20 protein-coding genes are annotated in these 21,696 nt (G+C 63.1%); 12 read left to right on the top strand and 8 right to left on the bottom strand.

Annotated elements, in window-relative coordinates:
* From AC1Q5P_RS06735 to ppa, 3 genes are all read left to right on the top strand, one after another.
* Entirely contained in the window at positions 1–1,959 is a 1,959-nt protein-coding gene (locus AC1Q5P_RS06735) for a M61 family metallopeptidase (protein WP_492518534.1), read from the top strand.
* Between the two features lie 4 nt (positions 1,960–1,963).
* Positions 1,964–2,614 carry a DUF1345 domain-containing protein gene (locus AC1Q5P_RS06740; protein ID WP_492518535.1) on the top strand — a complete coding sequence of 217 codons (651 nt, stop codon included), beginning with the start codon at positions 1,964–1,966 and terminating at the stop codon, positions 2,612–2,614.
* A gap of 85 nt (positions 2,615–2,699) precedes the next feature.
* Complete coding sequence (ppa, locus tag AC1Q5P_RS06745) at positions 2,700–3,236, top strand: inorganic diphosphatase (RefSeq protein ID WP_039333549.1); 537 nt, start codon at positions 2,700–2,702, stop codon at positions 3,234–3,236.
* Between the two features lie 62 nt (positions 3,237–3,298).
* On the opposite strand, the gene AC1Q5P_RS06750 is transcribed toward ppa, so the two are convergent.
* Complete coding sequence (locus tag AC1Q5P_RS06750; RefSeq protein WP_492518536.1) at positions 3,299–4,645, bottom strand: TldD/PmbA family protein; 1,347 nt, start codon at positions 4,643–4,645, stop codon at positions 3,299–3,301.
* 89 nt (positions 4,646–4,734) lie between these two features.
* Positions 4,735–5,100 carry a hypothetical protein gene (locus AC1Q5P_RS06755; RefSeq protein WP_492518537.1) on the bottom strand — a complete coding sequence of 122 codons (366 nt, stop codon included), beginning with the start codon at positions 5,098–5,100 and terminating at the stop codon, positions 4,735–4,737.
* Between the two features lie 228 nt (positions 5,101–5,328).
* Here AC1Q5P_RS06755 and lptB point away from each other — a divergent pair, with 228 nt between their 5' ends.
* Together lptB and rpoN are read left to right on the top strand one after the other, a co-directional pair.
* On the top strand, positions 5,329–6,105 hold the full coding sequence (gene lptB / locus AC1Q5P_RS06760; RefSeq protein ID WP_039333545.1) for an LPS export ABC transporter ATP-binding protein: 777 nt from the start codon (positions 5,329–5,331) through the stop codon (positions 6,103–6,105).
* 43 nt (positions 6,106–6,148) lie between these two features.
* Entirely contained in the window at positions 6,149–7,636 is a 1,488-nt protein-coding gene (rpoN, locus tag AC1Q5P_RS06765; protein ID WP_492518538.1) for an RNA polymerase factor sigma-54, read from the top strand.
* Positions 7,637–7,640: 4 nt separating this feature from the next.
* Here the strand turns inward: rpoN and AC1Q5P_RS06770 are convergent, their stop codons facing one another.
* From AC1Q5P_RS06770 to AC1Q5P_RS06785, 4 genes are read right to left on the bottom strand one after another with little or no spacing between them, the layout of a single operon-like run.
* Complete coding sequence (locus AC1Q5P_RS06770; RefSeq protein ID WP_039333542.1) at positions 7,641–8,492, bottom strand: phosphodiesterase; 852 nt, start codon at positions 8,490–8,492, stop codon at positions 7,641–7,643.
* 20 nt (positions 8,493–8,512) lie between these two features.
* Positions 8,513–10,396, bottom strand: coding sequence for a cytochrome c3 family protein (locus tag AC1Q5P_RS06775; RefSeq protein WP_492518539.1), 1,884 nt, complete (start codon positions 10,394–10,396; stop codon positions 8,513–8,515).
* Positions 10,397–10,403: 7 nt separating this feature from the next.
* Positions 10,404–11,300, bottom strand: a complete 897-nt coding sequence (locus tag AC1Q5P_RS06780; RefSeq protein WP_492518540.1) for a hypothetical protein — start codon at positions 11,298–11,300, stop codon at positions 10,404–10,406.
* A 4-nt stretch (positions 11,301–11,304) separates the two neighbouring features.
* Positions 11,305–13,881 carry a cyclic nucleotide-binding domain-containing protein gene (locus AC1Q5P_RS06785; RefSeq protein WP_492518541.1) on the bottom strand — a complete coding sequence of 859 codons (2,577 nt, stop codon included), beginning with the start codon at positions 13,879–13,881 and terminating at the stop codon, positions 11,305–11,307.
* A 240-nt stretch (positions 13,882–14,121) separates the two neighbouring features.
* Here AC1Q5P_RS06785 and AC1Q5P_RS06790 point away from each other — a divergent pair, with 240 nt between their 5' ends.
* The 3 genes from AC1Q5P_RS06790 (at position 14,122) to AC1Q5P_RS06800 (ending at position 16,495) form a co-directional block, all read left to right on the top strand.
* Entirely contained in the window at positions 14,122–15,132 is a 1,011-nt protein-coding gene (locus AC1Q5P_RS06790; protein WP_492518542.1) for a tetratricopeptide repeat protein, read from the top strand.
* A gap of 306 nt (positions 15,133–15,438) precedes the next feature.
* The gene (gene ctrA, locus AC1Q5P_RS06795) at positions 15,439–16,140 is read left to right on the top strand and encodes a response regulator transcription factor CtrA (protein ID WP_011443965.1); all 702 of its coding nucleotides are present in this window, start codon (positions 15,439–15,441) and stop codon (positions 16,138–16,140) included.
* Positions 16,141–16,222: 82 nt separating this feature from the next.
* Positions 16,223–16,495 (top strand): hypervirulence associated TUDOR domain-containing protein, encoded by a 273-nt coding sequence (locus tag AC1Q5P_RS06800; RefSeq protein WP_236727099.1) that lies wholly within the window; start codon positions 16,223–16,225, stop codon positions 16,493–16,495.
* 18 nt (positions 16,496–16,513) lie between these two features.
* Here AC1Q5P_RS06800 and AC1Q5P_RS06805 read toward each other — a convergent pair whose 3' ends face one another.
* A complete protein-coding gene (locus tag AC1Q5P_RS06805) occupies positions 16,514–17,332 on the bottom strand; it encodes a helix-turn-helix domain-containing protein (RefSeq protein WP_492477032.1) in 819 nt (272 codons plus the stop codon).
* 112 nt (positions 17,333–17,444) lie between these two features.
* Here AC1Q5P_RS06805 and trmB point away from each other — a divergent pair, with 112 nt between their 5' ends.
* From trmB to AC1Q5P_RS06820, 3 genes are all read left to right on the top strand, one after another.
* Positions 17,445–18,164 (top strand): tRNA (guanine(46)-N(7))-methyltransferase TrmB, encoded by a 720-nt coding sequence (trmB, locus tag AC1Q5P_RS06810; RefSeq protein ID WP_492477033.1) that lies wholly within the window; start codon positions 17,445–17,447, stop codon positions 18,162–18,164.
* Between the two features lie 119 nt (positions 18,165–18,283).
* Entirely contained in the window at positions 18,284–19,051 is a 768-nt protein-coding gene (locus tag AC1Q5P_RS06815) for a sulfite exporter TauE/SafE family protein (RefSeq protein ID WP_062345416.1), read from the top strand.
* Positions 19,052–19,181: 130 nt separating this feature from the next.
* A complete protein-coding gene (locus tag AC1Q5P_RS06820) occupies positions 19,182–19,709 on the top strand; it encodes a hypothetical protein (RefSeq protein ID WP_193828461.1) in 528 nt (175 codons plus the stop codon).
* An 8-nt stretch (positions 19,710–19,717) separates the two neighbouring features.
* Here AC1Q5P_RS06820 and nadB read toward each other — a convergent pair whose 3' ends face one another.
* The gene (gene nadB / locus AC1Q5P_RS06825; protein ID WP_052242237.1) at positions 19,718–21,340 is read right to left on the bottom strand and encodes an L-aspartate oxidase; all 1,623 of its coding nucleotides are present in this window, start codon (positions 21,338–21,340) and stop codon (positions 19,718–19,720) included.
* A gap of 211 nt (positions 21,341–21,551) precedes the next feature.
* On the opposite strand from nadB, the gene AC1Q5P_RS06830 reads away from it, so the two are divergent.
* Positions 21,552–21,695 (top strand): hypothetical protein, encoded by a 144-nt coding sequence (locus AC1Q5P_RS06830; protein ID WP_156135746.1) that lies wholly within the window; start codon positions 21,552–21,554, stop codon positions 21,693–21,695.
* Position 21,696: the final 1 nt, after the last annotated feature.

The following is a 21,696-nucleotide window of genomic DNA, read 5'->3' on the forward strand; positions in this document are numbered from 1 at the left end:
ATGAAGACGACGCTCGCGGCAGCCCCGCTCCTCCTCGCCCTTTCCGTATCAACTCAGGCGCTTGCGGCAAATTCTGCGCCCATGGCCGTGCCGATCCAGCAGACCGTGCCGGACGCACAGGATGTGGCCTACCCCGGCGTGATGACGCTCGATATCGACGCGAGCGACGTGGCGCGCGGTGCCTACAAGGTTACGCAGACGATCCCCGTCGCCTCGGGCGCGAAGGAAGTGATCCTGCTCTACCCGCAGTGGCTGCCCGGCAATCATGGCCCGCGCGGGCCGCTGGCCGAACTGGTCGGCGTGCAGTTCTTCGTCGATGGCAAGCCGGTGGAATGGAAGCGTGACCGGGTCGAGGTCTATGCCTTCCACGTCATGCTGCCGGCCGGCGCCAAGGAAGTCGTCGCCAGGCTGATCCACACCTCGCCGCTGCAACCGGCAGAAGGGCGCATCACGATGACGCCCGAAATGCTCAACCTGCAGTGGGAGAAGATGAGCCTTTATCCGGCAGGACACTATGTCCGCCGCATCCGCGTGAAGCCCACCGTAACCCTGCCGCAAGGCTGGACGCCCGCCACCGCTCTCGACGGCATGAGCATGAGCGGCAACCGCGTGACCTGGGCCGAGACCGACTACGAGACGCTGGTCGATTCGCCGATCTTCGCCGGCAAGTACTTCAAGAAGTGGGACCTCGGGCAGAACGTCACGCTCAACGTCGTGGCCGACAAGCCTGAGCAGCTCGAAGCCAAGCCGGAACACATCGCCGCCCACAGCGCTCTGGTGCAGGAAGCAAAGCTGGCGTTCGGCGCCAACCACTTCGATCATTACGAGTTCCTGCTCGCCCTGTCCGACAAGATCGGCGGCATCGGGCTTGAACATCACCGTTCGAGCGAGAACCAACTGGAGCCGGAAGCCTTCACCCAGTGGGACAAGCAGGAGTGGGACCGCAACCTGCTGCCGCACGAATATGCTCACTCGTGGTCGGGCAAGTTCCGTCGCCCGGCGCGCCTGTGGACGCCCGATTATCGTCAGCCGATGCAGGGTGACCTGCTGTGGACCTACGAAGGCCAGGACCAGTTCTGGGGGGCAGTGCTTGCCGCGCGTTCGGGCATGCAGGGCAAGGATACGGTGCTCGGCATGCTGGCATCGTGGGCTGGCGGCTATACCCAGCAGCCGGGCCGTGACTGGCGTTCGGTCGAGGATACCGGCTTCGATCCCGTGTTCGCCTCGCGCAAGCCCAAGCCTTACTCCTCGCTCGCCCGCAATGAGGACTACTACACCGAAGGCGCGCTGGTCTGGCTCGAGATCGACCAGATCCTGCGTGAAGGCACCGGCGGCAAGAAGTCGATCGACGATTTCGCCAAGGCGTTCTTCGGCATGAATCCGGGCGACTATGGCCAGATCCCGTTCGAGGTGGACGAGATCGTGACCAAGCTGAACGCGCTCTACCCCTATGACTGGGCCAAGCTGATCGACACCCGCATCAATCAGCCGGGCCAGCCCGCGCCGCTGAACGGAATCGAGAAGGGGGGCTACAAGCTTGTCTGGAAGGAGGAGCCGAACCCCTACATGAAGGCCGCAATGGACTTCGGGAAGGGCCTGAGCCTTGCCAACTCGGTCGGCATCTCGCTTGACAAGGACGGCAAGGTTACCGGCACCCGCTGGGACAGTCCGGCGTTCAACGCCGGCATCGTGACCGGCACGCAGATCATGGCAATCAATGGCACGGCCTACAGCGCTGATGACATGAAAAAGGCGGTCACTGCGGCAAAGGGCGAAAAGGGTCAGCCCCTCGAACTGCTGGTCAAGCGCGGCAACCGGTTCGAAACGGTGAAGATCGATTACAAGGATGGCCTGCGCTACCCTTGGCTCGAACGTGTTGCACCGGGCAAGGCGCCCACCGGCCTCGACCTGCTGCTGACGCCGAAGCGTCCGGGCGCGGCTGCGGCGAAGAAGAAGTAAGCCTGTGAGCCGTGACGGCGTCACGCTGGGAAACCGGCTGGCGCCGCCGCGCTTCGTCCTGTTTCTTGTCCTGCTCCTGGCCGCTTTCTGCGGCTACTTGCAGATCCCCGGCGCAAAGCAGATTGCCGACGCGGCAGCATTGAGTTTCGATCTTGCAGCAGGCGTCTTCCTGCTTTCCTTGCTGCCGCTGCTGCGGGACAGCGGCGTAACGCAGATGCGCGCCCACGCCACGGCGAACGATGCCAATCGTGTGCTCGTGCTGGCGATCACCACGATCGTGACCATGGTGGTCCTTGCCGCCATTTCCGGCGAGTTGCCACGCGCCTCGGGCGGAGACCGGTTGGCCATGGTCAAGCTCGTCGGCACGCTGCTGCTGACCTGGCTGTTCGCCAACTCGGTCTATGCCCTGCACTATGCGCACCTGTTCTACACCAGCCGCGATGGCAAGGACGCCGGTGGGATCGACTTTCCGGGCACGAAGACGCCCGACTACCTGGACTTTGCCTATTTAAGCTTCACGCTCGGCATGACTTTCCAGACATCGGACACCGAGATCACCAGCAAGACGGTGCGCCGCATTGCCACGCTGCACTCGTTCGCGGCGTTCGTGTTCAACATCGGCGTGATTGCCTTCACCATAAACGCCCTAGGATAGGGGTTTCGCCATAAGTCTTGTTGCGGTGCAAAAGCGGCTTCGCTAGTGGCGGCGCATTCTCTCCACCCAATGAACAGGGCCAAAGATGCGCATCGACATGATTCCCACCGGTGACAATCCGCCGGAAAGCCTCAACGTCATCATCGAGGTTCCCGTCGGCGGCGAGCCGGTCAAGTACGAATTCGACAAGGCATCGGGCGCGTTGTTCGTCGACCGCATCCTGCACACGCCGATGCGCTATCCTGCCAACTACGGCTTCGTGCCGCACACCCTTTCACCCGATGGCGATCCGCTCGACGCACTGGTGATCGCGCGCTCTCCGTTCCTCGCAGGCTCCGTCGTCCGCGCCCGTCCAATCGCCGTACTCAACCTCGAGGACGAACATGGCGGCGACGAAAAGCTGGTTTGCGTTCCGGTCGATTCAACCTTCCCGTACTATTCGGACGTGAAGGAACGCGAAGATCTGCCCGAGATCGTCATGCAGCAGATCGAGCACTTCTTCACCCACTACAAGGACCTGGAAAAGGACAAGTGGGTACGCGTTGGCACCTGGGGTGGTGCCGATGATGCAAGGCGCATCACGATCGAAGCGATCGAACGCGCAAAGTCGGCCAAGGGCTGAGCTTTACAAGCTTGCGCAAGATGGAGGGCGCGGGGTCTGCCGACCTTGCGCCCTCTCTCGTTTCAATCGCCCGCCACGCTCATGCCGTCGACACGCAGGGTTGGCGTATCGATGCCGCGATAAACGTCGAGGTCGTCAGCTGCGGTCAATGCAGCGAACATATCGATGAGATTCCCCGCCACCGTAAATTCTGCAATTGGCCCCGCCAGTTCGCCATTCACGATGCGGAAGCCCGAAGCCCCGCGGCTGTAGCCGCCAGTTACGCCGTTGACGCCCTGCCCGATCAGTTCGGTAACATAAACGCCATCGGCAATGTCGGCCATCAGCTGGGCTGGCGTGACGGTGCCGGCTTCTAGCACGACATTGCTGGACGTCACGTGCGGCGCGCCCGAAGACCCGCGCGAGGCATGGCCGGTCGGCATTGCACCCAGCTGGCGTGCTGCGGCCGAATCCATGAGCCAGCCGGTCAGTCGCCCTGCATCGATCAGCTTGCGCGGTGCGGTGGGCAGTCCTTCGCCATCGAACGGGCGCGAGCGCATACCGCGTAGCGCCAGCGGATTGTCCGAGATGGTGATCGCACTGTCGAACAACTTCTGGCCATCGCGATCGAGCAGGAAGCTGGCGCGACGGGCAATCGAGGCTCCGCTCATTGCTCCCAGCAGATGGCCGACCAACGAATTGGCGACGCGCGGGTCGAACACGACCGGCATCGGGCCGGACTTGACCCGTCCTGGATTCAGGCGGCGTACGGCCCTCTCACCCGCTTCGCGACCGATCTCGGCAGGGCCTTTGAGGTCCGCGGCATAGCGGGTGCTGCGCCAGGAGTAATCGCGCTGCATGTTGCCGCCCTCTCCCGCGACGACACTTGCAGAAATGCTGTGGCTGGAGGCGGCATAGGCACCGGAGAAGCCGTGGCTGGTGGCCAGTGCGAACAGCCCGCGGCCAGCGCTGGCCCCGCCGCCCTCGCTGTTGGTCACCCCGGGGATGGCGCGGGCGGCTTCTTCGGCTTCTTCGGCGAGGCGGCGAAGGTCTGCGGGGCTGGGTTCGGTCCCGTCATCAAGATCGAGGTCGGGGGCGAGACCCTGCAGCAAGAGTTCTTCGGGGGCGAGACCTGCAAACGGGTCTGCCGGAGCGAGCCTTGCCATGGCAACGGCCCGGCTGGCCAGTTCATCGAGCGCACCGTCGCCTAGATCGGTTGAGCCGATCGAGGCCGATGCTCCGCCGACAAAGACGCGCAGGCCGATGTTTTCGGACTCGGACCGTTCCACATCCTCGAGCGCGCCAAGACGGACCGAGACCGATTCCGAAGAGTTGCCAAGGTAGACGGCATCGCCCGCATCGGCCCCGGCACGGCGCGCACGCGCGATCAGCGCTTCGCAGCGCTCCTGGGCTTCGGCGGGTGACAGCATGAACAGACCTTTTCGCAAGCGGGAAGGCTGCGGGGTCTAGCGCCCTCAACGGGCGGGGGCAATCTATAGGTCAGGAAGCCGACTTCGGTTCAGAAGAATGCGGCAAGCGCCTTGAAGATGCCAGTAATCAGGAATGGCAACAGCGCCGCAAGCGCCCAAACCTTGATCTGGTCTCGCTTGAATGCCGCGGCGAACGCCATGTCATGCGCCTGGTCGTCGCTCAGATGCTCCCAGCGGCGCTCGAAATGGCGGAACAGCGGGATGATGGCCGCAACCAGCACCACCAGCACGAAGACTGGAAGGATCGAGGCGCTCTGGTCCTGCAGCTCGTGCATGGTGACGAAGATCTGCAACGCGGTGTAGACCAGCAGCCCGTAGGCAACATTGTTGCTCATCTTCTTGCGCCAGTCGATCGCCGCGGACTTTGCCGCATGCGAATGGAGGGCCTTGTTCATGGCTCCGTTCCTTGTGCTACCCTGCTCCGAAAGCAGTAGATCATGCGGCAGGCGAACCTGCAAGATCAATTCCAATCTGGAGTGTTCCGCCGAGGCACGACTTGCGCGTTCACGTCTCGACAAGGCAGACCATGCATAAATCCTGCCAAATGCGCGGCGCGGGGTTTGCCGCATCGCGATGAGGCGTTAATGGAAGGACCAAGCGCCTGAAACTGCAGAGCCGAAGCGATGACCGTGATCGAAAAGACTGCCGCACCCGCGAATGCCGCCCCGCCGATCCCGCAGGGCGGGCTCGAAGTCGTGTCGATCGCCAAATCCTATGACAAGCGCGCGGTTCTCACCGACATCTCCCTTTCCGTTGGCAAGGGCGAGGTGCTGGGCCTGCTGGGCCCCAACGGCGCGGGAAAGACCACCTGCTTCTATTCGATCATGGGTCTCGTGCGCCCTGATTCGGGCCGCATCCTGCTCGATGGTGTCGATATCACCAAGCTGCCGATGTACCGGCGCTCAATCCTCGGCCTCGGGTACCTGCCGCAGGAAACCTCGATTTTCCGCGGCATGACTGTCGAGCAGAACATTTCAACCGTGCTCGAACTGATCGAGCCGGACAAGGCGACCCGCGACTCCGAGCTTGAACGTCTGCTCGACGAATTCGGGCTGACCCGGCTGCGCTCCAGCCCGGCCATGGCGCTTTCAGGCGGGGAGCGCAGGCGCTGCGAGATCGCCCGCGCCTTGGCGGCGCGCCCGTCGATCATCCTGCTGGACGAGCCCTTCGCCGGGATTGACCCGCTTTCGATCAGCGACATCCGCCATCTGGTAAAGGACCTCAAGGGGCGCGGTATCGGCGTCCTGATCACCGACCACAACGTGCGCGAAACACTCGATATCGTGGATCGCGCCTGTATCATCTACGGCGGGCAGGTACTTTTTGCAGGCAGCCCCGAAGCGCTTGTTGCCGACGCCAACGTCCGCAGGCTCTATCTGGGCGAGGGTTTCACCCTGTGAGACAGAGCCGCAACTGATGCGGGACTCGGGGGGAGTCTGAGAGATGGCGCTCGGGCCTCGGCTGGACATCAGGCAGACCCAGTCGCTGGTGATGACGCCGCAACTCCAGCAGGCGATCAAGCTGCTGGCGTTATCGAACCTCGAGGTGGAAACCTTCATCGGCGAGGCGCTCGAAGCCAATCCGCTGTTGGAGATTGGCGAGTCTTCTCCAACAGAACCGGTGGAGACCCTGCCCGAGGAGCTGCGGCGGACGCATCTGGAATCCTCGCCGGTTGACCAGCTGGTCTCTGAAGGTCGGGTCGAGGAAGATCGACCTCTCGACATCGACGTCTCCGCGCTCGACCGCGACCGCGACACTGGCGATGCTGGCGCATTCGAGCTTTCCTCCTCGCGCGACTTATCGGCAGGCGGCGAAGGCCCGGATATCGACGAGCATGGCCGCTTCGAGCAGACGCTGGCCGAGCATCTGCATGCACAGATTGGCGCGATCACTTCGGACCCGCAAATGCTGTTCGTCGCACGCTGGCTGATCGATCAGCTGGACGAGGCAGGCTACATCGGCATTCCACTTGGCGAAATTGCCGAAGCGCTCGGGCTTTCACTCGTCGTCGTCGAACGCGCATTGACGCTGGTGCAGACGCTCGACCCCACTGGCGTCGGCGCGCGCAACCTTGCCGAGTGCATCGCGCTGCAAGCCAAGGAGGCCGATCGCTACGATCCCTGCATGGCCCGGCTGATAGACAACCTAGACCTCGTCGCGCGCGGCGAGATCGCGCGGCTCAAGCGGTTGTGCCAGGTCGATGACGAAGATTTCGCCGACATGCTGGCCGAGTTGCGCAGCTACGATCCCCGCCCCGGCCTGCGCTTCGGTGGTGGCGCTGCAGAAGCCGTCGTGCCGGACATCCTGGTGCGCGCGACAAGGGACGGGTGGAACATCGCGCTCAACCAGGCGACCCTGCCGCGCCTGGTCGTCAACCGCAGCTACTATGTCGAGATGCGAGGGGCCTGCATCAGCAAGGACGCCAAGGCTTGGTTGGGCGACAAGCTGGCGGACGCCAACTGGCTGCTGAAAGCGCTCGACCAGCGTCAGAAGACGATCCTCAAGGTGGCATCGGAACTGGTAAAGCAACAGGACGGCTTCTTCCGGCATGGCGTGGCGCACTTGCGCCCGCTCACGCTCAAGACCGTGGCCGAAGCGATCTCGATGCACGAATCGACTGTCAGCCGCGTCACCTCGAACAAGTACCTGCATTGCGAGCGTGGCACATTCGAGCTGAAGTATTTCTTCACATCCGGCGTAGGCTCTTCGGACGGCGAAGGCGCTTCGGCCGAAGCGGTCAAGGCCGCGATCCGGCAACTGATCGATGCCGAAGATCCCAAGGCGATCCTTTCGGACGATGCCCTTGTCGATCTCTTGAAAGCCAAGGGTTTCGACCTCGCCCGGCGCACCGTGGCGAAGTATCGCGAGGCAATTGGGCTCGGCAGTTCGGTGCAACGGCGGCGCCAGAAAGCGCTGGCGGCGGTCCGCTAGGCGCTCAAGCGCCGGGACGCTCGGCCAGCATGTGCTGGATCATGCCCTGCAGGTTGGCATCATAGCGCGCGAGAACCTGATGGTCCTCTGCCGTGTCCCAGTGCGTCACCAGTTCACGGCCGTTGAACCAGTGCAGCGCATAACCCGGTGGATCGGCAATGATCAGGTTGCGCTCATCCGGGCAATCTGGATCGATCGGGCGCAGGTCCAGCGCGACTTGCGGCGCCGTCGACGGGCATGTGGCGACAATCGTGCCCTCCCACGCCGTGCTGATGGCGCGATGGATATGGCCACAGACGATACCGATGATGTTGCTTCTGCCGCGCAGGCATGCCGCCAGTCGTTCGACCCATGGTTCGGCAGGATCGGTGTTCATCCAGGGAATGCCGACCTCTACCGGGGGGTGGTGCTGGACGATCAGCGTGCGCGCCTCTGGCGCCTCGTCGAGCCGCGCTCTGAGCCAGTCGGCCCGAGCCTCGCAGAAGGCTCCACCGTGGCGACCTTCCTCGAGCGTATCGAGCACGATCAGGCGTAGCGGTCCGGCTTCCACGACATATTGGAGAAAGCCACCGTCAAAGGTGATCTCGGGGAAAACCTCGCGGAAAGTGGCACGCTCATCATGGTTGCCAAGCGCATAGTGGACCGGGAATGGCAGGCCCGAGAAGGCTTCGCGCAAGCGTTCGTAGCTGGCCTTGTCGCCGCGATCGATCAGGTCACCGGTCGCCAGCAGCAAATCCGGGCGCGGCTGCATCGCGGCCAGCTCCCCCAGCACGCGGTCAAGCCGCTGCCGGTTGAATTCACCGGGCGAGTCAGGCTCGAACCCCAGGTGAATATCGGTGACCTGTGCGATCAGCATCTTCCCCCCGTTCCGGCGCGCTAGCGCAGCTTCACCGGGAAACGGGGCCTTTCAGCCACGGCCACGGTTTGCGCCACGTCCTTCTTGCGGTCCTTCTTGGGCGCCCAGGGAGCGCCCGCATCCATGTGGTAGGAGTGGCACATGGCGCAGGAGGAATCGACCGGGTCTTTCACGGATACGGATGCAAGCTTCGCTCCCTCGCCGCCGACATGGCAGGAACGGCAGCCGCCCTTCCCGTCAATCCCCGGGACGAGCAGATCGCTCGCCTTGTTCGAAGTGACGGCATTGACGTGGCAATCGGCGCAAGCGCTCTTGCTGTGCGGCTTATGGTCGAACCAGCCCTTGTGGTAATAGCGATCGTTCTGTGCGACCGGCTGGACGGCAAAGCCCCCGCTTGCCGCAGAACCGCCGCGCGTGACGGTATGGCAATCGTAGCACATGCCGCCATTTGAGAAGACTTGCGCCACCGCCTGTTCGGCGCGCGTCGGATAGAACCTCACCGCGCGGGCATAGTCGGCCGCAGTGGAACGCAGCGCAGCGTCGCCCGGCACGCGGCGAGCGAGGCCCGACAGGTTGGCCGGACGCGCCGGAGCGCCGCCACGATAGAATGCGCGCAGATCGGCGACCACCAGTTCAGGCTCGCCATGCCGCAAGGTTCGGAAGGTGCCGCCGACCTGGTCGAAGCTCAACGAATGGCAGGACTGGCAGGAATCTTCCATCACTACCGGCTTGAAGCGGGTGCCGGTGGCATCGGCCTTGTGGCAATCCTTGCACTGCAGCGCATCGCCGGCGGCGAAGCGTCCTGGCATGCGGCGCACCATCTGCGCGATGCCGTTGGTCTTCGACAGATGCTGGCCATGGGTGAATTTCAGGCCGTTGTTCTCGGTCAGCCCCGGCGTCCAGCCGGCACGCTGGAAAAGGGGCTTCCTGCCGTTCATGCCGCTGATGATCATCGGCTTGAACTGGGGATGGGCCGTTCCGAAATCGGCGGCATCGGCGATCTTCGTGTCCGGCAAGCGACCCTTCATTCCGTTGTGGCAGTCCGCGCAGAACTTCTGCTGGGTGGCTGGCATAGCACCCGCCCCCTCATGCTCGGTGTGACAATCCACACACCTGCCAGCCGGGCGATTGAAGGCACTGGCCACCGCACGCTGGATCGCGGCCATGCCGGATGGTTCGCCGCGCGCCTTCAGCAGCCGCCCCTTGTCCGCGATGTGATCGTGCGCGTCCTTGGTGTGGCAGGTCAGGCATGCGTTGTCAGTCACCGCGACAAAGGCCTGCGTGTGGCAGGCCTGGCAATCTCCACCCAGGTTCTTGTGGGCAAGGCTCAACGGCCCCGAGGACCAGGTCTGGTCGGCATGGAAGCCATCGGGCCGGCGCGCCTTCTCCTGCATCGCCAGCGGCTTGTAGGTCATGTAGCTGTAGATCGGGAAGGCGAGGAACGAAACCAGGACCAGTATGGCAAAGGTCCACGCCGACATGCGCTTGCCGGGCAGCAGGCCCTTGAGCGTGTAGACGGTGGCGATGTCCTTGTCCTCGGCCGAGTCCGAAACTGCCTCGACGCGGCGAACGGTGAAGGTTGCCGCCCCCGACTCAGGATCAACCGAAACGGCAATGCGGTGACCACCAAAGGTCAGTTCCGCGCCCGCCAGCGGATCCAGCGGACATTGCGTCGTGCTGCGGCCGTTGACCTCGAACGGCTGCGCTCCGATCGAGGCGATAATCAGGCTGCCGTCCGCGGCGCGCGTGACCTGTGCATGGCGCGGATCGACGGCAAGGTCGGGCAGGTGGATGTCGCATGCGGCATCACGGCCGATGGTGAGAACATCGCCTTCGACCGTGGACGGCCGGACGATCTCCTCGCCACTGGACTTGAGCGCGATCTGGCGGACTAGAAAGCTCATCTTGCGCTCACCAGTAGAAGAAGACGCTGACGATATGGGCGGAAAGCGCCGCGATCAGCGCAAATGTCACGGGCACGTGAATGTAGAGCCATGCCTGCAGCCAGGATTTCAGCTTCAGGTGCCGTCGCATTCGACCGAGCATCGCCTCCTTGCGCGTCAGCAGGGCATCGATCTTGTCGAGCGGATCGTTGGCAATGCGCGGGCGATAGGCCCGCAGCCGCCGCAGTTCCGCTGCCGTGCTACGCGTGGCGCATCGGGGGTATTTGCCGGTGATGCGGTTCCAGAAACTGCCAGCGAACGGATCTTCATCAAGGCTCTTGCCGACGAGCGTCGCCGTTTCAGGGTCGAGCGGCTGGGCAGCATCGTGGATCTGGCGATCAAGCGAGCGCAGCGCTTCGATCATCTGCTTTTCTGTGATCGCGCCTTCTTCGTCATAGCGGTTGGCTGACAGCGCCTGAGGCAGCGTGGCATAGACCCAGATGCCGAAGATGCCCGATCCGATCACGATCAGCATCAGCGCCCAGGCCAGAGTATGGACGTTCCAGCCAAGGTGAAAGCCCGAATGGAGCGTACCGATCACTGTCAGGCACAGGCCGAGGTAGACATGGGCTGAAGTCCATCCCTTCAGGCTCCAGCGCCCCGGGGTAATTGCGCGCTTTCGCATGCCGAGCATCGTCAGCCACAAGATTAGCAGCGCACCGATCGTGCCGAGCGTATAGCCCAGCCAGCTTGAACCGAAGTGCGTGCCCGGAAGCGGCACGAAGATGTAAAGGGCGATCAGAGCGACCGCCAGCAGGGCCGAAAGCTTGCCCCAGAACAGGTTCCGGTGCGTAAGAAAGCCTTCGTGCGTGGATGTGCGCTGGCGGGTGGCGCCGGTACGCTTGCGTGGTGCAACGGATGCCATCGGCTCAGACCCCCTCGTTCTCGAGCCGCGCGACGGTCAGGAATTCGTCGGGCGATACGCGGATGGCAGCGCCGGTCGGGCAGGCGCGGACGCAGCTCGGGCCGCCTTCGATCCCGGCGCACATGTCGCACTTGATCGCTTTCTTGCGGTCGAGCAGTTCGTCGACTGCGGGATCGCCAGTGTACTTGGTGTTCTTCTTCGACCACTTGTAAGGTGGCTCGCCCGGCCCCGGGCCCGAGCCGAAGAACAGCCATGACAGCAGCGAGGGCTTCATTGGCGGCACCTTGTCCATGCGGATCACGCCGTAGGGGCAGTTACGCTGACAGTTGCCGCAGCCGATGCAGGTATCGTTGATGAACACCTCGCCATCAGGTCCGCGATGGATCGCGTTGGGCGGGCAATCCGCCATGCAATGCGGATGTTCGCAGTGGCGGCACGATGTCGGCACGTGGAGATGAGCAAAGCTCTTGCCTGCCTCGCGATCGAGGCGCGAGAGCCCGTCATGACTGTCGGCGCAGGCCTTTTCGCAGTTGTCACAGCCGACGCAGAGCCGTTCATCGATCAGCAGGACGTCGGTCGCTTCGCCCAACCCCTGACTGACGAGGAACTTGGCCTGTTCGGAATAGAGGTCGACCACGCCCGAGAAGCTGTCCTTCTTGGATTCGATGAAGGCATTCGTGGCGCGGCGCACTTCCATGTCCTTGCGCGCGCGTTCGAGCAGGGCGGGCTTGGCTGCAAGGACGCGGCTGAAGGCCTCGCCATCGATTCTGATGACCTCGCTCTTTATTGCAGCGCGCACCGTTGCCGTGCGCCGCCCGCCATCGATCAGCGCCATTTCGCCTACGTAGGAACCGGCCGGCAGGTAGGACAGGAACACCGGCTTGCCGCCAACTTCCTTTTCCACGACCATTGAGCCGACACGGATGACAAAGATGTCCTTGTCTTCCTCGCCTTCCCGGATGATCGCGTCACCGGCGCGCACCTGCAGGATCTTCGAGGTCTCGACCACTTCCGCAATGTCGGCGCTCGTCAGCCCGGAACCGAACATCTGGAGGATCTGACGTTCGGTCGAGATGCGCTCTATCGCGCGCTTGGCTGTCGGCACCTGGCTTTGCAGCTTGAGCGCGGCGTTGCGGCTGATCTCAACGCAGATGGTGTCTTCCGCCGCCACAATCGTGGCGCCACGCTTGCGCCCGGAAATCAGGCCGACTTCGCCGAAGATCGTGCCGGCGGGAATCGGCACGACCTTTGAAGGATCGTTCGGGTCAAGCCGCACGTGAACCGAGCCCGAGGCAATCGCGAAGAGGGAGGACCCGGGATCGTTCTTCTCGAAGATCGTCTCGCCCTTGGCGTAGGCGCGCGCGGCCGAATCGAGCATGAATTCGCGCAGCTGCAACGTGGTCATGCCATCGAGGATCGTGACATTCGTCCGCAGGAACTCGAGCCAGTCATTGACCGAACGGTTACCCGGCAAGCCTGCAAACTTGGCTTCGAGCAGTGGCTCGTCCGCCGGTTTCAGTTCGGTATTGCCGTTGATGAACTCGACGACATCGTAGCCCTGGTTCATGCAGTGCTTGATCAGCGGATAGCCCGCCAGCGCGCCGATCACGAAAATGCCGGGCGCCGTCGATTCGAACTGTGGTGACAGCGTCGGGAAGGCGAGGCGGTCGGCACTGGCGAACTCGATGCCGCAGCCTTCCACGAAAGCGCGCGGTGGCGCCGAACCGATACGCGCGATGATGCGGTCGCAGCGGATGCGCTCCTCGCCGTCGCGGGTCGACAGGGTGATCCAGCCGGGCTCGATCGACTTGGTCTCGGTCTCGTAGCGGATCGTCAGCTTGCCTGCCGCGTCATCCTCGACCAGAGCCTTGGCATTGGGCTCCTTGGCGGTGGCGAAGCTCTCGCGGACGTTGGTCGATTTCGGACTGCGGTTGAGCACCGTGACGACGTTGCCCTGTGCCGGATCCTCGACGAGGCCACGCGCGTTCTCGATCCCGGCGTCACCGGTACCGACCACAACGATATGCTGGTCGAGCACGGCGTAGGGATCGTCCAGCTGGTAGGTCACATGCGGCAGATCGCCGCCGGGGCAGCGCATGAGGTTCGGGTTGCCCTGCGTGCCGATGGCAAGGACCACGGTTTCTGCCATGACCGTCTCGCCGTTGGTCAGCTCGATGGCATAGGGGGGTGCGAAGCGCTGGAGCTCGGTCGTGGTGGTCGACCCGTCGCGCGCTCTCGTGACAATCTTCTGTACCGAGCCGGGAATCGGGGCGCCGGTTCCCTTGATGGATTTCACCTCGGCATTGTACTTCACGTTCACGCCGAGCTCAGCGGTGCGGCGGTTCCACTTGTCGAGGATGTCTTCCTTCTTGCCCGCGTCGAACTCCTGATCCGATCGCAGGATAAGCTGCGATGGCGTGGCCATCACGTGCTTGCCCTTCTGGTACTTGTAGATCGTGTCCGAAAGGTGATCGGTCTTTTCAAGCAGCACGTGGCTCATGCCGAGCTGCGCCGCACGGCCGGCAGCACTCATGCCCGCCGGGCCCGAGCCGATGATCGCAACCTTGAAAACCTCGCCCACCGGTATGCGTCCCCCGCATCGCGAACCGACGGCGCTGTTCCCGCACCTGCCTGTTCAAAAAACCGATTTGCGACCCCTGTGGCATGACATTAGCCGATGCGCCGCGCATTGCCACCCGCAATTTGCGCATCCGGACGTGGGAGGCGGCTTGTGCGCCGGTGACGCTTGCAAGCGACCCTACCGGCACGATATGCGCCACATAACACGGACGCCGAGGATGGTGCCCGACAGGAGTGAGCGATGACCGATCCCCAGCCCGCCAGCGACCCGCGGGAGCCTGCACCGCGTGATCCGGCGCAAGGGACGTCGCGCGTCGGCCGCTATGCCCTGATTGCCGCAGGACTGATCGCGCTGGGCGCTGGCGGTGTTGCCATGCTTCGCGGCCCGGACACGCCCCCTCCTCCGGCCGTGCCACCGCCCGCCGCCCCCAGCCAGCAGCCTTCGGTGGATGACGTGATCGCCAAGCTCGAGGCAAAGCTGGCGGAGAAACCGGACGATGCCGAGGGCTGGCGGATGCTGGGCTGGTCCTATTTCCAGACCGAACGCTACGCCGAAGCTGCCACCGCGCTGAAGAAGGCGACGAAGCTCGACCCAGATCATGCCGAAACATGGTCGTTCCTGGGCGAGGCACTCGTGCTTGCCAGCAAGGAAGAGGGGCGGATGCCCCGTGACGCAAAGGCAGCGTTCGATAAGGCGATCAAGCTTGACCCGAAGGATGCCCGTGCGCGCTATTTCCAGGCGGTGGCAATGGACCTGGCCGGTCGGCATAGGCAGGCCATCAACGCCTGGTTTGCCCTGCTCGAGGATACGCCCGCTGACGCCCCGTACGCCGAAGACATTCGCGAGGTAATTCGCAATGTCGGCGAGAAGTACAAGATCGATGTCGAGAAGCGCCTTGCCGAAGCAAAGTTTGCGGCCCCTGCCAATGGCGTGATTACCGATGGTCCGCACAAGGCTGCGGCAGGAATTCCCGGCCCCACCAGCGAGCAGATGAAAGCTGCCCAGAGGATGCCCAAGGGTCAGCAGGAAGCCATGATTCGCGGCATGGTGGACGGACTGGAGGCGAAACTTCAGGCCAATCCCGGCGATGTCGACCGCTGGATCATGCTGCTGCGCAGCCGCATGCAGCTGGGCGAACCGCGGAAGGCGGCAGAGGCTTTGCAGAGGGGGCTTGCCGCCTTCCGCAACGACAGTGCGAGCTCACGCAAACTGCGTGAAGCTGCTTCGAGCCTTGGTGTAGCCGGGGCCTGATTCGGCCCTGCGAACCCGGCCATTGGGCAAAGGCGCGCGTTCGGCATTAACCTTGCGGCATGCGTTTCGGCCAAGGTGATTCGTTTCGGCACACCCGGAAATCAAGGCTTTTCGTGCCAAATCGAATCAGTGCTGCGCCGAATTGAATCACTTTTCCGAGACTTGGGCGTTAACCCGCGCGAAACCGCTTCGTCGCTTTACAACAAATTAACCTTTCATGTTCATTCCTCCTATGGTTAATGGCGGGCAACCCGAATTGAAGGCGGGTTAATTGCCTCAGGGACATGGCAATAGAGGGGCGGTTCAATGCGCGTACTGCTGATCGAGGACGAACCTACAACGGCCAAGGCGATCGAGCTCATGCTCACGACCGAGGGCTTCAATGTCTACTCTACCGACCTTGGCGAAGAAGGCCTCGATCTCGGCAAGCTGTATGATTACGACATCATCCTGCTCGACCTCAACCTGCCTGACATGCACGGCTACGACGTGCTCAAGAAGCTCCGCGTCGCCAAGGTGCAGACGCCGGTCCTGATCCTTTCGGGCATTTCGGAAATGGACAGCAAGGTCCGCTCGTTCGGCTTCGGCGCCGACGATTACGTGACCAAGCCCTTCCACCGCGAAGAGCTGATCGCCCGCATCCATGCGGTGGTGCGTCGCTCCAAGGGCCATTCGCAGTCGGTCATCCGCACCGGCAAGCTTTCGGTCAACCTCGATGCCAAGACGGTCGAGGTCGATGGTGCCCGCGTGCATCTGACCGGCAAGGAATACGCAATGCTCGAGCTGCTTTCGCTGCGCAAGGGCACCACGCTGACCAAGGAAATGTTCCTCAACCACCTTTATGGCGGCATGGACGAACCGGAACTCAAGATCATCGACGTGTTCATCTGCAAGCTCCGCAAGAAGCTGGCACATGCCTGCGGTGGCGAGAATTACATCGAAACCGTCTGGGGCCGTGGCTACGTGCTGCGCGATCCTGATGACATGAGCGCGATCGAAGCGGCCTGACCGCGTGTTTGCCATAGCCATCCCTGAGACGGCCCGCCGGAAACGGCGGGCCGTTTGGCATTCGGGCCATGCACTTGCGGGCATGGAGGGGAACCGCCGCGCGCCTCGCCCGCTGCCTTATGCGACATGCAACGAGGATGAGCAGGACATGGCCAAGGGATTGAAAGCAGGCGACAAGGTTTCGTGGAAAAGCCATGGCGGCGAAGCCCATGGCAAGGTGGTGCGCAAACTGGAGAAGCCAACCACGATCAAGGGCCACAAGGTCGCCGCGTCAAAGGACAACCCCGAGTTTCTCGTCGAGACCGAAGAGGGCAAGCGCGCGGCGCACAAGCCGGGGGCGCTAAGACGCGACTGACGGCCAAGCGAATGCCGGTCACCCGACCCGGGTGAAGTGCGTCGTTTCCATCTCCGGCATGCTCTTGTCGGCCCAGACAATCGTCTCGGTCATCGACTTGCCGTCCTTGGCAACGGTGTAGACTCGCGTTGCGACCTGCCTGCCCTCCTTGCCGAGTGTCATCACCAGCGTGTTAGGCGCCGGCTGACGCAGCGATGCGGCATCGTAGATCGGAATGTTGCCGGAGATCGGTACGGCCACGCCATCGAGTTTCGCTGTTGAGCCTGCGGTCATCCGGCTGCCGTCGGGCGTGACGATTTCGACCTGCGTCGTCCACTGCCGATCGGGCGAAACCCTGAACGCGATCATGACGCTGCGAGGCCGCTCGTCGGCCGGAAGACGCGCTGTGTCGAGCGACCACTTGCCGATGAGCGGCGAGGCAATTGCACCGGCCGAATGTGCAGCCGGTGCCTGCGCAACCTGTTGCGAGCCGGTGGCAACCAGCATGAGACCGGCAGCGAGGGGTATCAGAGTAATCATGGCGATCTTTCCTTTCGGCCAGAGACGCACCGCGAGTGCGGGCTGTTCATCGGCGTCTTCCCGGAAGCCGGGCGGAGATAGATCAGTTTTTCTGGGACAGTTTTCCTGTCCCGCCACCAGCCGCGCCAGTTCGCGACTGCTGCCGATCCCGGTCTTGCGCCTGGCATCGCGCAAGCGCTCGTTGATCGAGGCCTCGCTACGGTCGAGTACGGTGGCGATCGACTTTATCGTGTGCCCAGCGGTGAGCAGGCGAAGGACTTCCAACTCCTTGTCGGTAAGTTCGGCGATCGCGGGGCAGCCATGATCGGTTGCAGACATGGCTCTTTGATCACCACAGCAGGCGCGCACCGTCCATCCAATTTTCTTGTACTCGGACGCGGGAGGCTGATGATATTGACCCCTGCGGGCCGCCCTGCCAAACGCCGCCGCCATGACAGCCTACAAACCCGGCGATCCGACGACGATCAACCGCCTCTATGGCCGTGCCAAGGGCAAGCCCTTGCGGCAGGGCCAGCAGGCGCTGGTCGATGAACTGCTGCCGCAGATCTCGATGCCTGCAGAAGGTCCGATCACTGCCGAGGCGCTGTTTGGCGAGCCTCGCCCACTCCACTTCGAGATCGGCTTCGGTGGGGGCGAACACATGGCGTTCCGCGCCGACATGCTGCCCGATCACGGCTTCATCGGTGCGGAGCCGTTCCTGAATGGCGTGGCCCAGGCGCTTACGCACGTTTCAGGGGACAACGGCGAGCATCCGCCCATCCCCAACGTGCGTATTCATCATGGCGATGCGTTGGAAGTGCTCCGGCGCATTCCGGACGGCTCGCTTTCATTTCTCTATCTTCTGCACCCCGACCCCTGGCCAAAGGCACGCCATGCCAAGCGGCGCATGATGAACGACGGACCCGTCGACATGTTCGCGGCGAAGCTCAAGCCCGGCGGGGAATTCCGCTTCGGCACGGACCACGCGATCTATCTGCGCCACGCCTTGATGGTCATGCGCCGCCACAAGCACCAGTTCGAATGGCTGGCGAGCGAAGCGAAGGATTTCCAGATCCGCCCCGGCGGCTGGCCTGAAACGCGCTATGAGCACAAGGCGCGGACGGTATATGGCCATGAGGTGTGGTATTTCCGCTACCGCAGACGCGGTTAACGCTTCGTCGCAAAAAACTCTCCCTTTACGGTAGAGTATAATTTCTTGCATTTTGGTAGAGATTAATCCGGAGTAGCGGTTCGTCCCGGCCGACAACGGCAGATGGGGGACCGAATCACATGGACTTTCTCGCAGGCATCGATTTTGCCGCGTTGCTGCCGTTCATCGCCGTCGGCTTCGCCGCGCAGATGGTCGATGGCGCGCTGGGCATGGCATTCGGTGTGATCTCGAATACCCTGATGGTCGGCGTGCTGGGCATTCCCCCCGCCCTGGCGTCGCAGCGGGTGCACATCGTCGAATGCTTCACCACTGCCACTTCGGGCATAAGCCATCTCCTGCACGGCAATGTCGACAAGAAGCTGTTCTTCCGCCTGCTGCTGCCCGGGATGGCCGGCGGCATACTCGGTGCCTACGTCCTGTCGTCGATCGACGCATCGCTGGTGAAGCCGTGGGTGCTGCTCTATCTTTCTGCGATCGGCATCTACCTGCTGGTGCGGGGGATTCTCTATCCGCCCAAGATCAAGGAGGCCGGGTGGGTTGCGCCGCTCGGGCTCGTCGGTGGCTTCCTTGATGCCGCAGGCGGTGGCGGGTGGGGGCCTGTCGTCACGTCCAACCTGCTGATCCAGGGTGCCGATCCGCGCAAGGTGATCGGCACGGTGAATACCGTCGAGTTCTTCCTGACGCTGACGGTATCTGCGGCGTTCATCTGGCACCTCGGCGTGGCCGATGTTGCCGGTGCAACGCTCGGGTTCCTGATCGGGGGGCTTGCAGCGGCGCCGTTCGGCGCTTGGGCGGCCAAGCACATTCCGGCCAAGACGATGCTGATCATGGTCGGCACCGTCCTCACCCTGACCAGCCTCTACGGCGCGTACAAGGCATTTTCCTGAGGCGTTGCGGGCTTGCGCATCTTGATGTGCGGGCCCGCCCTTGCCTGAAGATTACTCCGCATTAACCATGACATGCAATAAAGGGGGGCGGGTCGAGCGCGACTCCGCCACGGCTGGAGGGCAGGTCTTCATGGCGAACTTGGGCGCAAGCGGCATTACCATTGCCGAAATAAGAGAGTTCGCCAGTTTCACTGCTGCCGAGCAGCGCTATATCCGCCGCAGTCTCGACGTCGCCCGCGGCCGTAACGAAACCGTTCGCCGCTGGGGCCGCAGTACTGATGAAACCGCGTCGATCCAGGAACAGGCGGATCTCTATCGCGAATTGCCGCTGCTGCGCCAGTTGCTCCCTCATGTTGACGGGATCGACGCGCTCGAGCCGTTCATGGGCCCGCTGGTACGGTTGACGGCTTTTGACCTGGCGCAGAACAGGATCACCGGCTTCTCAGCCTATCGCTTCCTGTACGAGCGACTGCTTGGCGCCGCGGCCCGCCCCTGGCTTCCCGGGGCCTTCTGCGGAGCGGCAGCCCTGCCGGTCATCCGTCCCGACCGCCGTCGCGCGCTGCTGCAATCGATCAGCGAGGCTGCCGCAACGGCGCACGGCTGGTCGCTGCGCGAACCGGTGTTTTATCCTGAGTTCGTCGAAGCCGAAGCCGCCTAGAGCGGTTTCTAGGGCACCAGCACGGTATCGCGCGCAACGGCGTCTGTCTGGGGATAATCCAGCGTGTAATGCAGGCCCCGGCTTTCGTGCCTCGCCCTAGCCGAGCGGACGATAAGTTCGGCGCTCTGCAACAGGTTGCGCAACTCGATAAGGTCTGTGGTCACGCGGAAGTGCCCGTAATAGTCGTTGACCTCACCGCTGAGCATCTGGATGCGATGGGCCGCGCGTTCAAGCCGCTTGTTGGTGCGCACGATGCCGACATAGTTCCACATGAACCGGCGGATTTCGGTCCAGTTCTGCTTGATCACGACTTCCTCGTCAGAATCGGTCACACGGCTTTCGTCCCACGCGCGCACTTCGGGAGGTGCGTCGAAGCTGTCGCGCCGGCGCAGGATATCGCGCGCGGCGGCATCGCCGAACACGAAGCATTCCAGCAGGGAGTTCGACGCCAGGCGATTGGCCCCATGCAAGCCGCTTTCGGTGCACTCGCCCGCAGCGTAGAGGCCGGGCAGATCCGTCCGCCCGTCAAGATCGATGAGAATGCCGCCGCAGGTGTAATGCTGGGCCGGCACGACCGGAATGGGGCTGGTTGTCATGTCGATGCCCAGCCCCATTAGCTTTTCGTAGATGTTAGGGAAGTGTTCGCGGACGAAATCAGCTGGCATGTGGCTGATATCGAGATGGACGTAATCCAGGCCGAACTTCTTGATCTCGGCGTCGATCGCGCGGGCCACGACATCGCGGGGTGCAAGTTCGAGCCGTTCGGCGTCATAGAACTCCATGAAGCGCTTGCCCGTCCGCGGGTTCACAAGGCGACCACCCTCGCCACGCACCGCTTCGGTGATGAGGAAGTTCTTGACCTCGAGGTTGTAGAGACAGGTGGGATGGAACTGCATCATTTCCATGTTGGAAACACGCGCCCCGGCCCGCCACGCCATGGCGATGCCATCGCCGGTCGCACCGCGTGGGGCTGTGCTGAACTGGTAGACGCGCCCTGCGCCACCGGTTGCCAGGATCGTTGCACTGGCCGTATGCGCCTCGACCTTCCCGCTGGCCTCATCGAGCGCATAGACGCCCCAGACCCTGCCGGAGCCCGAGTAACGGGCCGCTTCGTGCCGCCCGGTTATCAGGTCGATGCACGTCCGCCCGGGCAAGAGCGTGATATTCGAATGCGCCCGCGCAGCATCGAGCAATGCCTTCTGCACGGCGGCACCGGTCGCGTCGTCGACATGGACGATGCGGCGGTGCGAATGGCCGCCCTCGCGTGTCAAGTGCAAGGCGCCTTGTGCTGCGTTGAAAGGCACGCCGAGTTCAACAAGGCGCCGGATCGCTGCTGGTGCATTCTCGACGACGAACTCGACCGTCTCGCGACGATTGAGACCGGCTCCAGCGATCATCGTGTCGCGAATGTGGTCCTCGAACGTGTCGCCTTCATCGAGAACCGCTGCGATGCCGCCCTGCGCCCAGTTCGTGGACCCGCCGTCCAGCGATCCCTTCGCCAACACCAGCACGCGGCAAGTCTCGGCAAGAACCAGGGCGGCCGTCAAGCCCGCGGCACCTGAACCGACCACCAGCACGTCGTGAATGGTCTGGGCTGGCGCGCCGTCGTCTGCTGCTGCATTGCCGCTCAAGCGGTTAACTCCCAATCTTGCCTCGGCCTTGCCGTAACGGCTCATGCCACGATGCGAAAGTGCGCCTGACGCTGGTTCCGGACAAGTGTAACCGGCTTTTAATGCCGTTAACCATGTTGGTCACTTGCTTCGCAGGTGCAGCATGATAGGTATTCTCACGTAAAGCCCTCGCGCAGATTGACCGCACATGCTTGAGACCAAGTTCCTTTGCATGCTCAATCGCCATCGCCCCAAGCGCTCAGCCGTGGAATGGGACGGCCGGACGTTCGTCGGCACGTGCCGGAACTGCAATGCGCCGATTCGCAGGCTGGAACGCGGAGGTTGGCGCGCCGCCAAGGATGTCGAATCGACCTAGT

Source organism: Novosphingobium sp. GW835-FHT14H07 (assembly GCF_058793515.1).

Excerpts from the sequence above, each read along its gene's own strand:
- AC1Q5P_RS06735 (WP_492518534.1), top strand. The coding sequence starts at position 1 with ATGAAGACGACGCTCGCGGCAGCCCCGCTCCTCCTCGCCCTTTCCGTA.
- AC1Q5P_RS06780 (WP_492518540.1), bottom strand. The coding sequence starts at position 11,300 with ATGGCATCCGTTGCACCACGCAAGCGTACCGGCGCCACCCGCCAGCGC.
- ctrA (WP_011443965.1), top strand. The coding sequence starts at position 15,439 with ATGCGCGTACTGCTGATCGAGGACGAACCTACAACGGCCAAGGCGATC.
- AC1Q5P_RS06820 (WP_193828461.1), top strand. The coding sequence starts at position 19,182 with ATGGCGAACTTGGGCGCAAGCGGCATTACCATTGCCGAAATAAGAGAG.
- AC1Q5P_RS06750 (WP_492518536.1), bottom strand. The coding sequence starts at position 4,645 with ATGCTGTCACCCGCCGAAGCCCAGGAGCGCTGCGAAGCGCTGATCGCG.
- lptB (WP_039333545.1), top strand. The coding sequence starts at position 5,329 with ATGACCGTGATCGAAAAGACTGCCGCACCCGCGAATGCCGCCCCGCCG.
- AC1Q5P_RS06775 (WP_492518539.1), bottom strand. The coding sequence starts at position 10,396 with ATGAGCTTTCTAGTCCGCCAGATCGCGCTCAAGTCCAGTGGCGAGGAG.
- AC1Q5P_RS06830 (WP_156135746.1), top strand. The coding sequence starts at position 21,552 with ATGCTCAATCGCCATCGCCCCAAGCGCTCAGCCGTGGAATGGGACGGC.
- AC1Q5P_RS06805 (WP_492477032.1), bottom strand. The coding sequence starts at position 17,332 with ATGTCTGCAACCGATCATGGCTGCCCCGCGATCGCCGAACTTACCGAC.
- AC1Q5P_RS06755 (WP_492518537.1), bottom strand. The coding sequence starts at position 5,100 with ATGAACAAGGCCCTCCATTCGCATGCGGCAAAGTCCGCGGCGATCGAC.
- trmB (WP_492477033.1), top strand. The coding sequence starts at position 17,445 with ATGACAGCCTACAAACCCGGCGATCCGACGACGATCAACCGCCTCTAT.
- AC1Q5P_RS06770 (WP_039333542.1), bottom strand. The coding sequence starts at position 8,492 with ATGCTGATCGCACAGGTCACCGATATTCACCTGGGGTTCGAGCCTGAC.
- AC1Q5P_RS06815 (WP_062345416.1), top strand. The coding sequence starts at position 18,284 with ATGGACTTTCTCGCAGGCATCGATTTTGCCGCGTTGCTGCCGTTCATC.
- ppa (WP_039333549.1), top strand. The coding sequence starts at position 2,700 with ATGCGCATCGACATGATTCCCACCGGTGACAATCCGCCGGAAAGCCTC.
- AC1Q5P_RS06790 (WP_492518542.1), top strand. The coding sequence starts at position 14,122 with ATGACCGATCCCCAGCCCGCCAGCGACCCGCGGGAGCCTGCACCGCGT.
- AC1Q5P_RS06800 (WP_236727099.1), top strand. The coding sequence starts at position 16,223 with ATGGAGGGGAACCGCCGCGCGCCTCGCCCGCTGCCTTATGCGACATGC.
- rpoN (WP_492518538.1), top strand. The coding sequence starts at position 6,149 with ATGGCGCTCGGGCCTCGGCTGGACATCAGGCAGACCCAGTCGCTGGTG.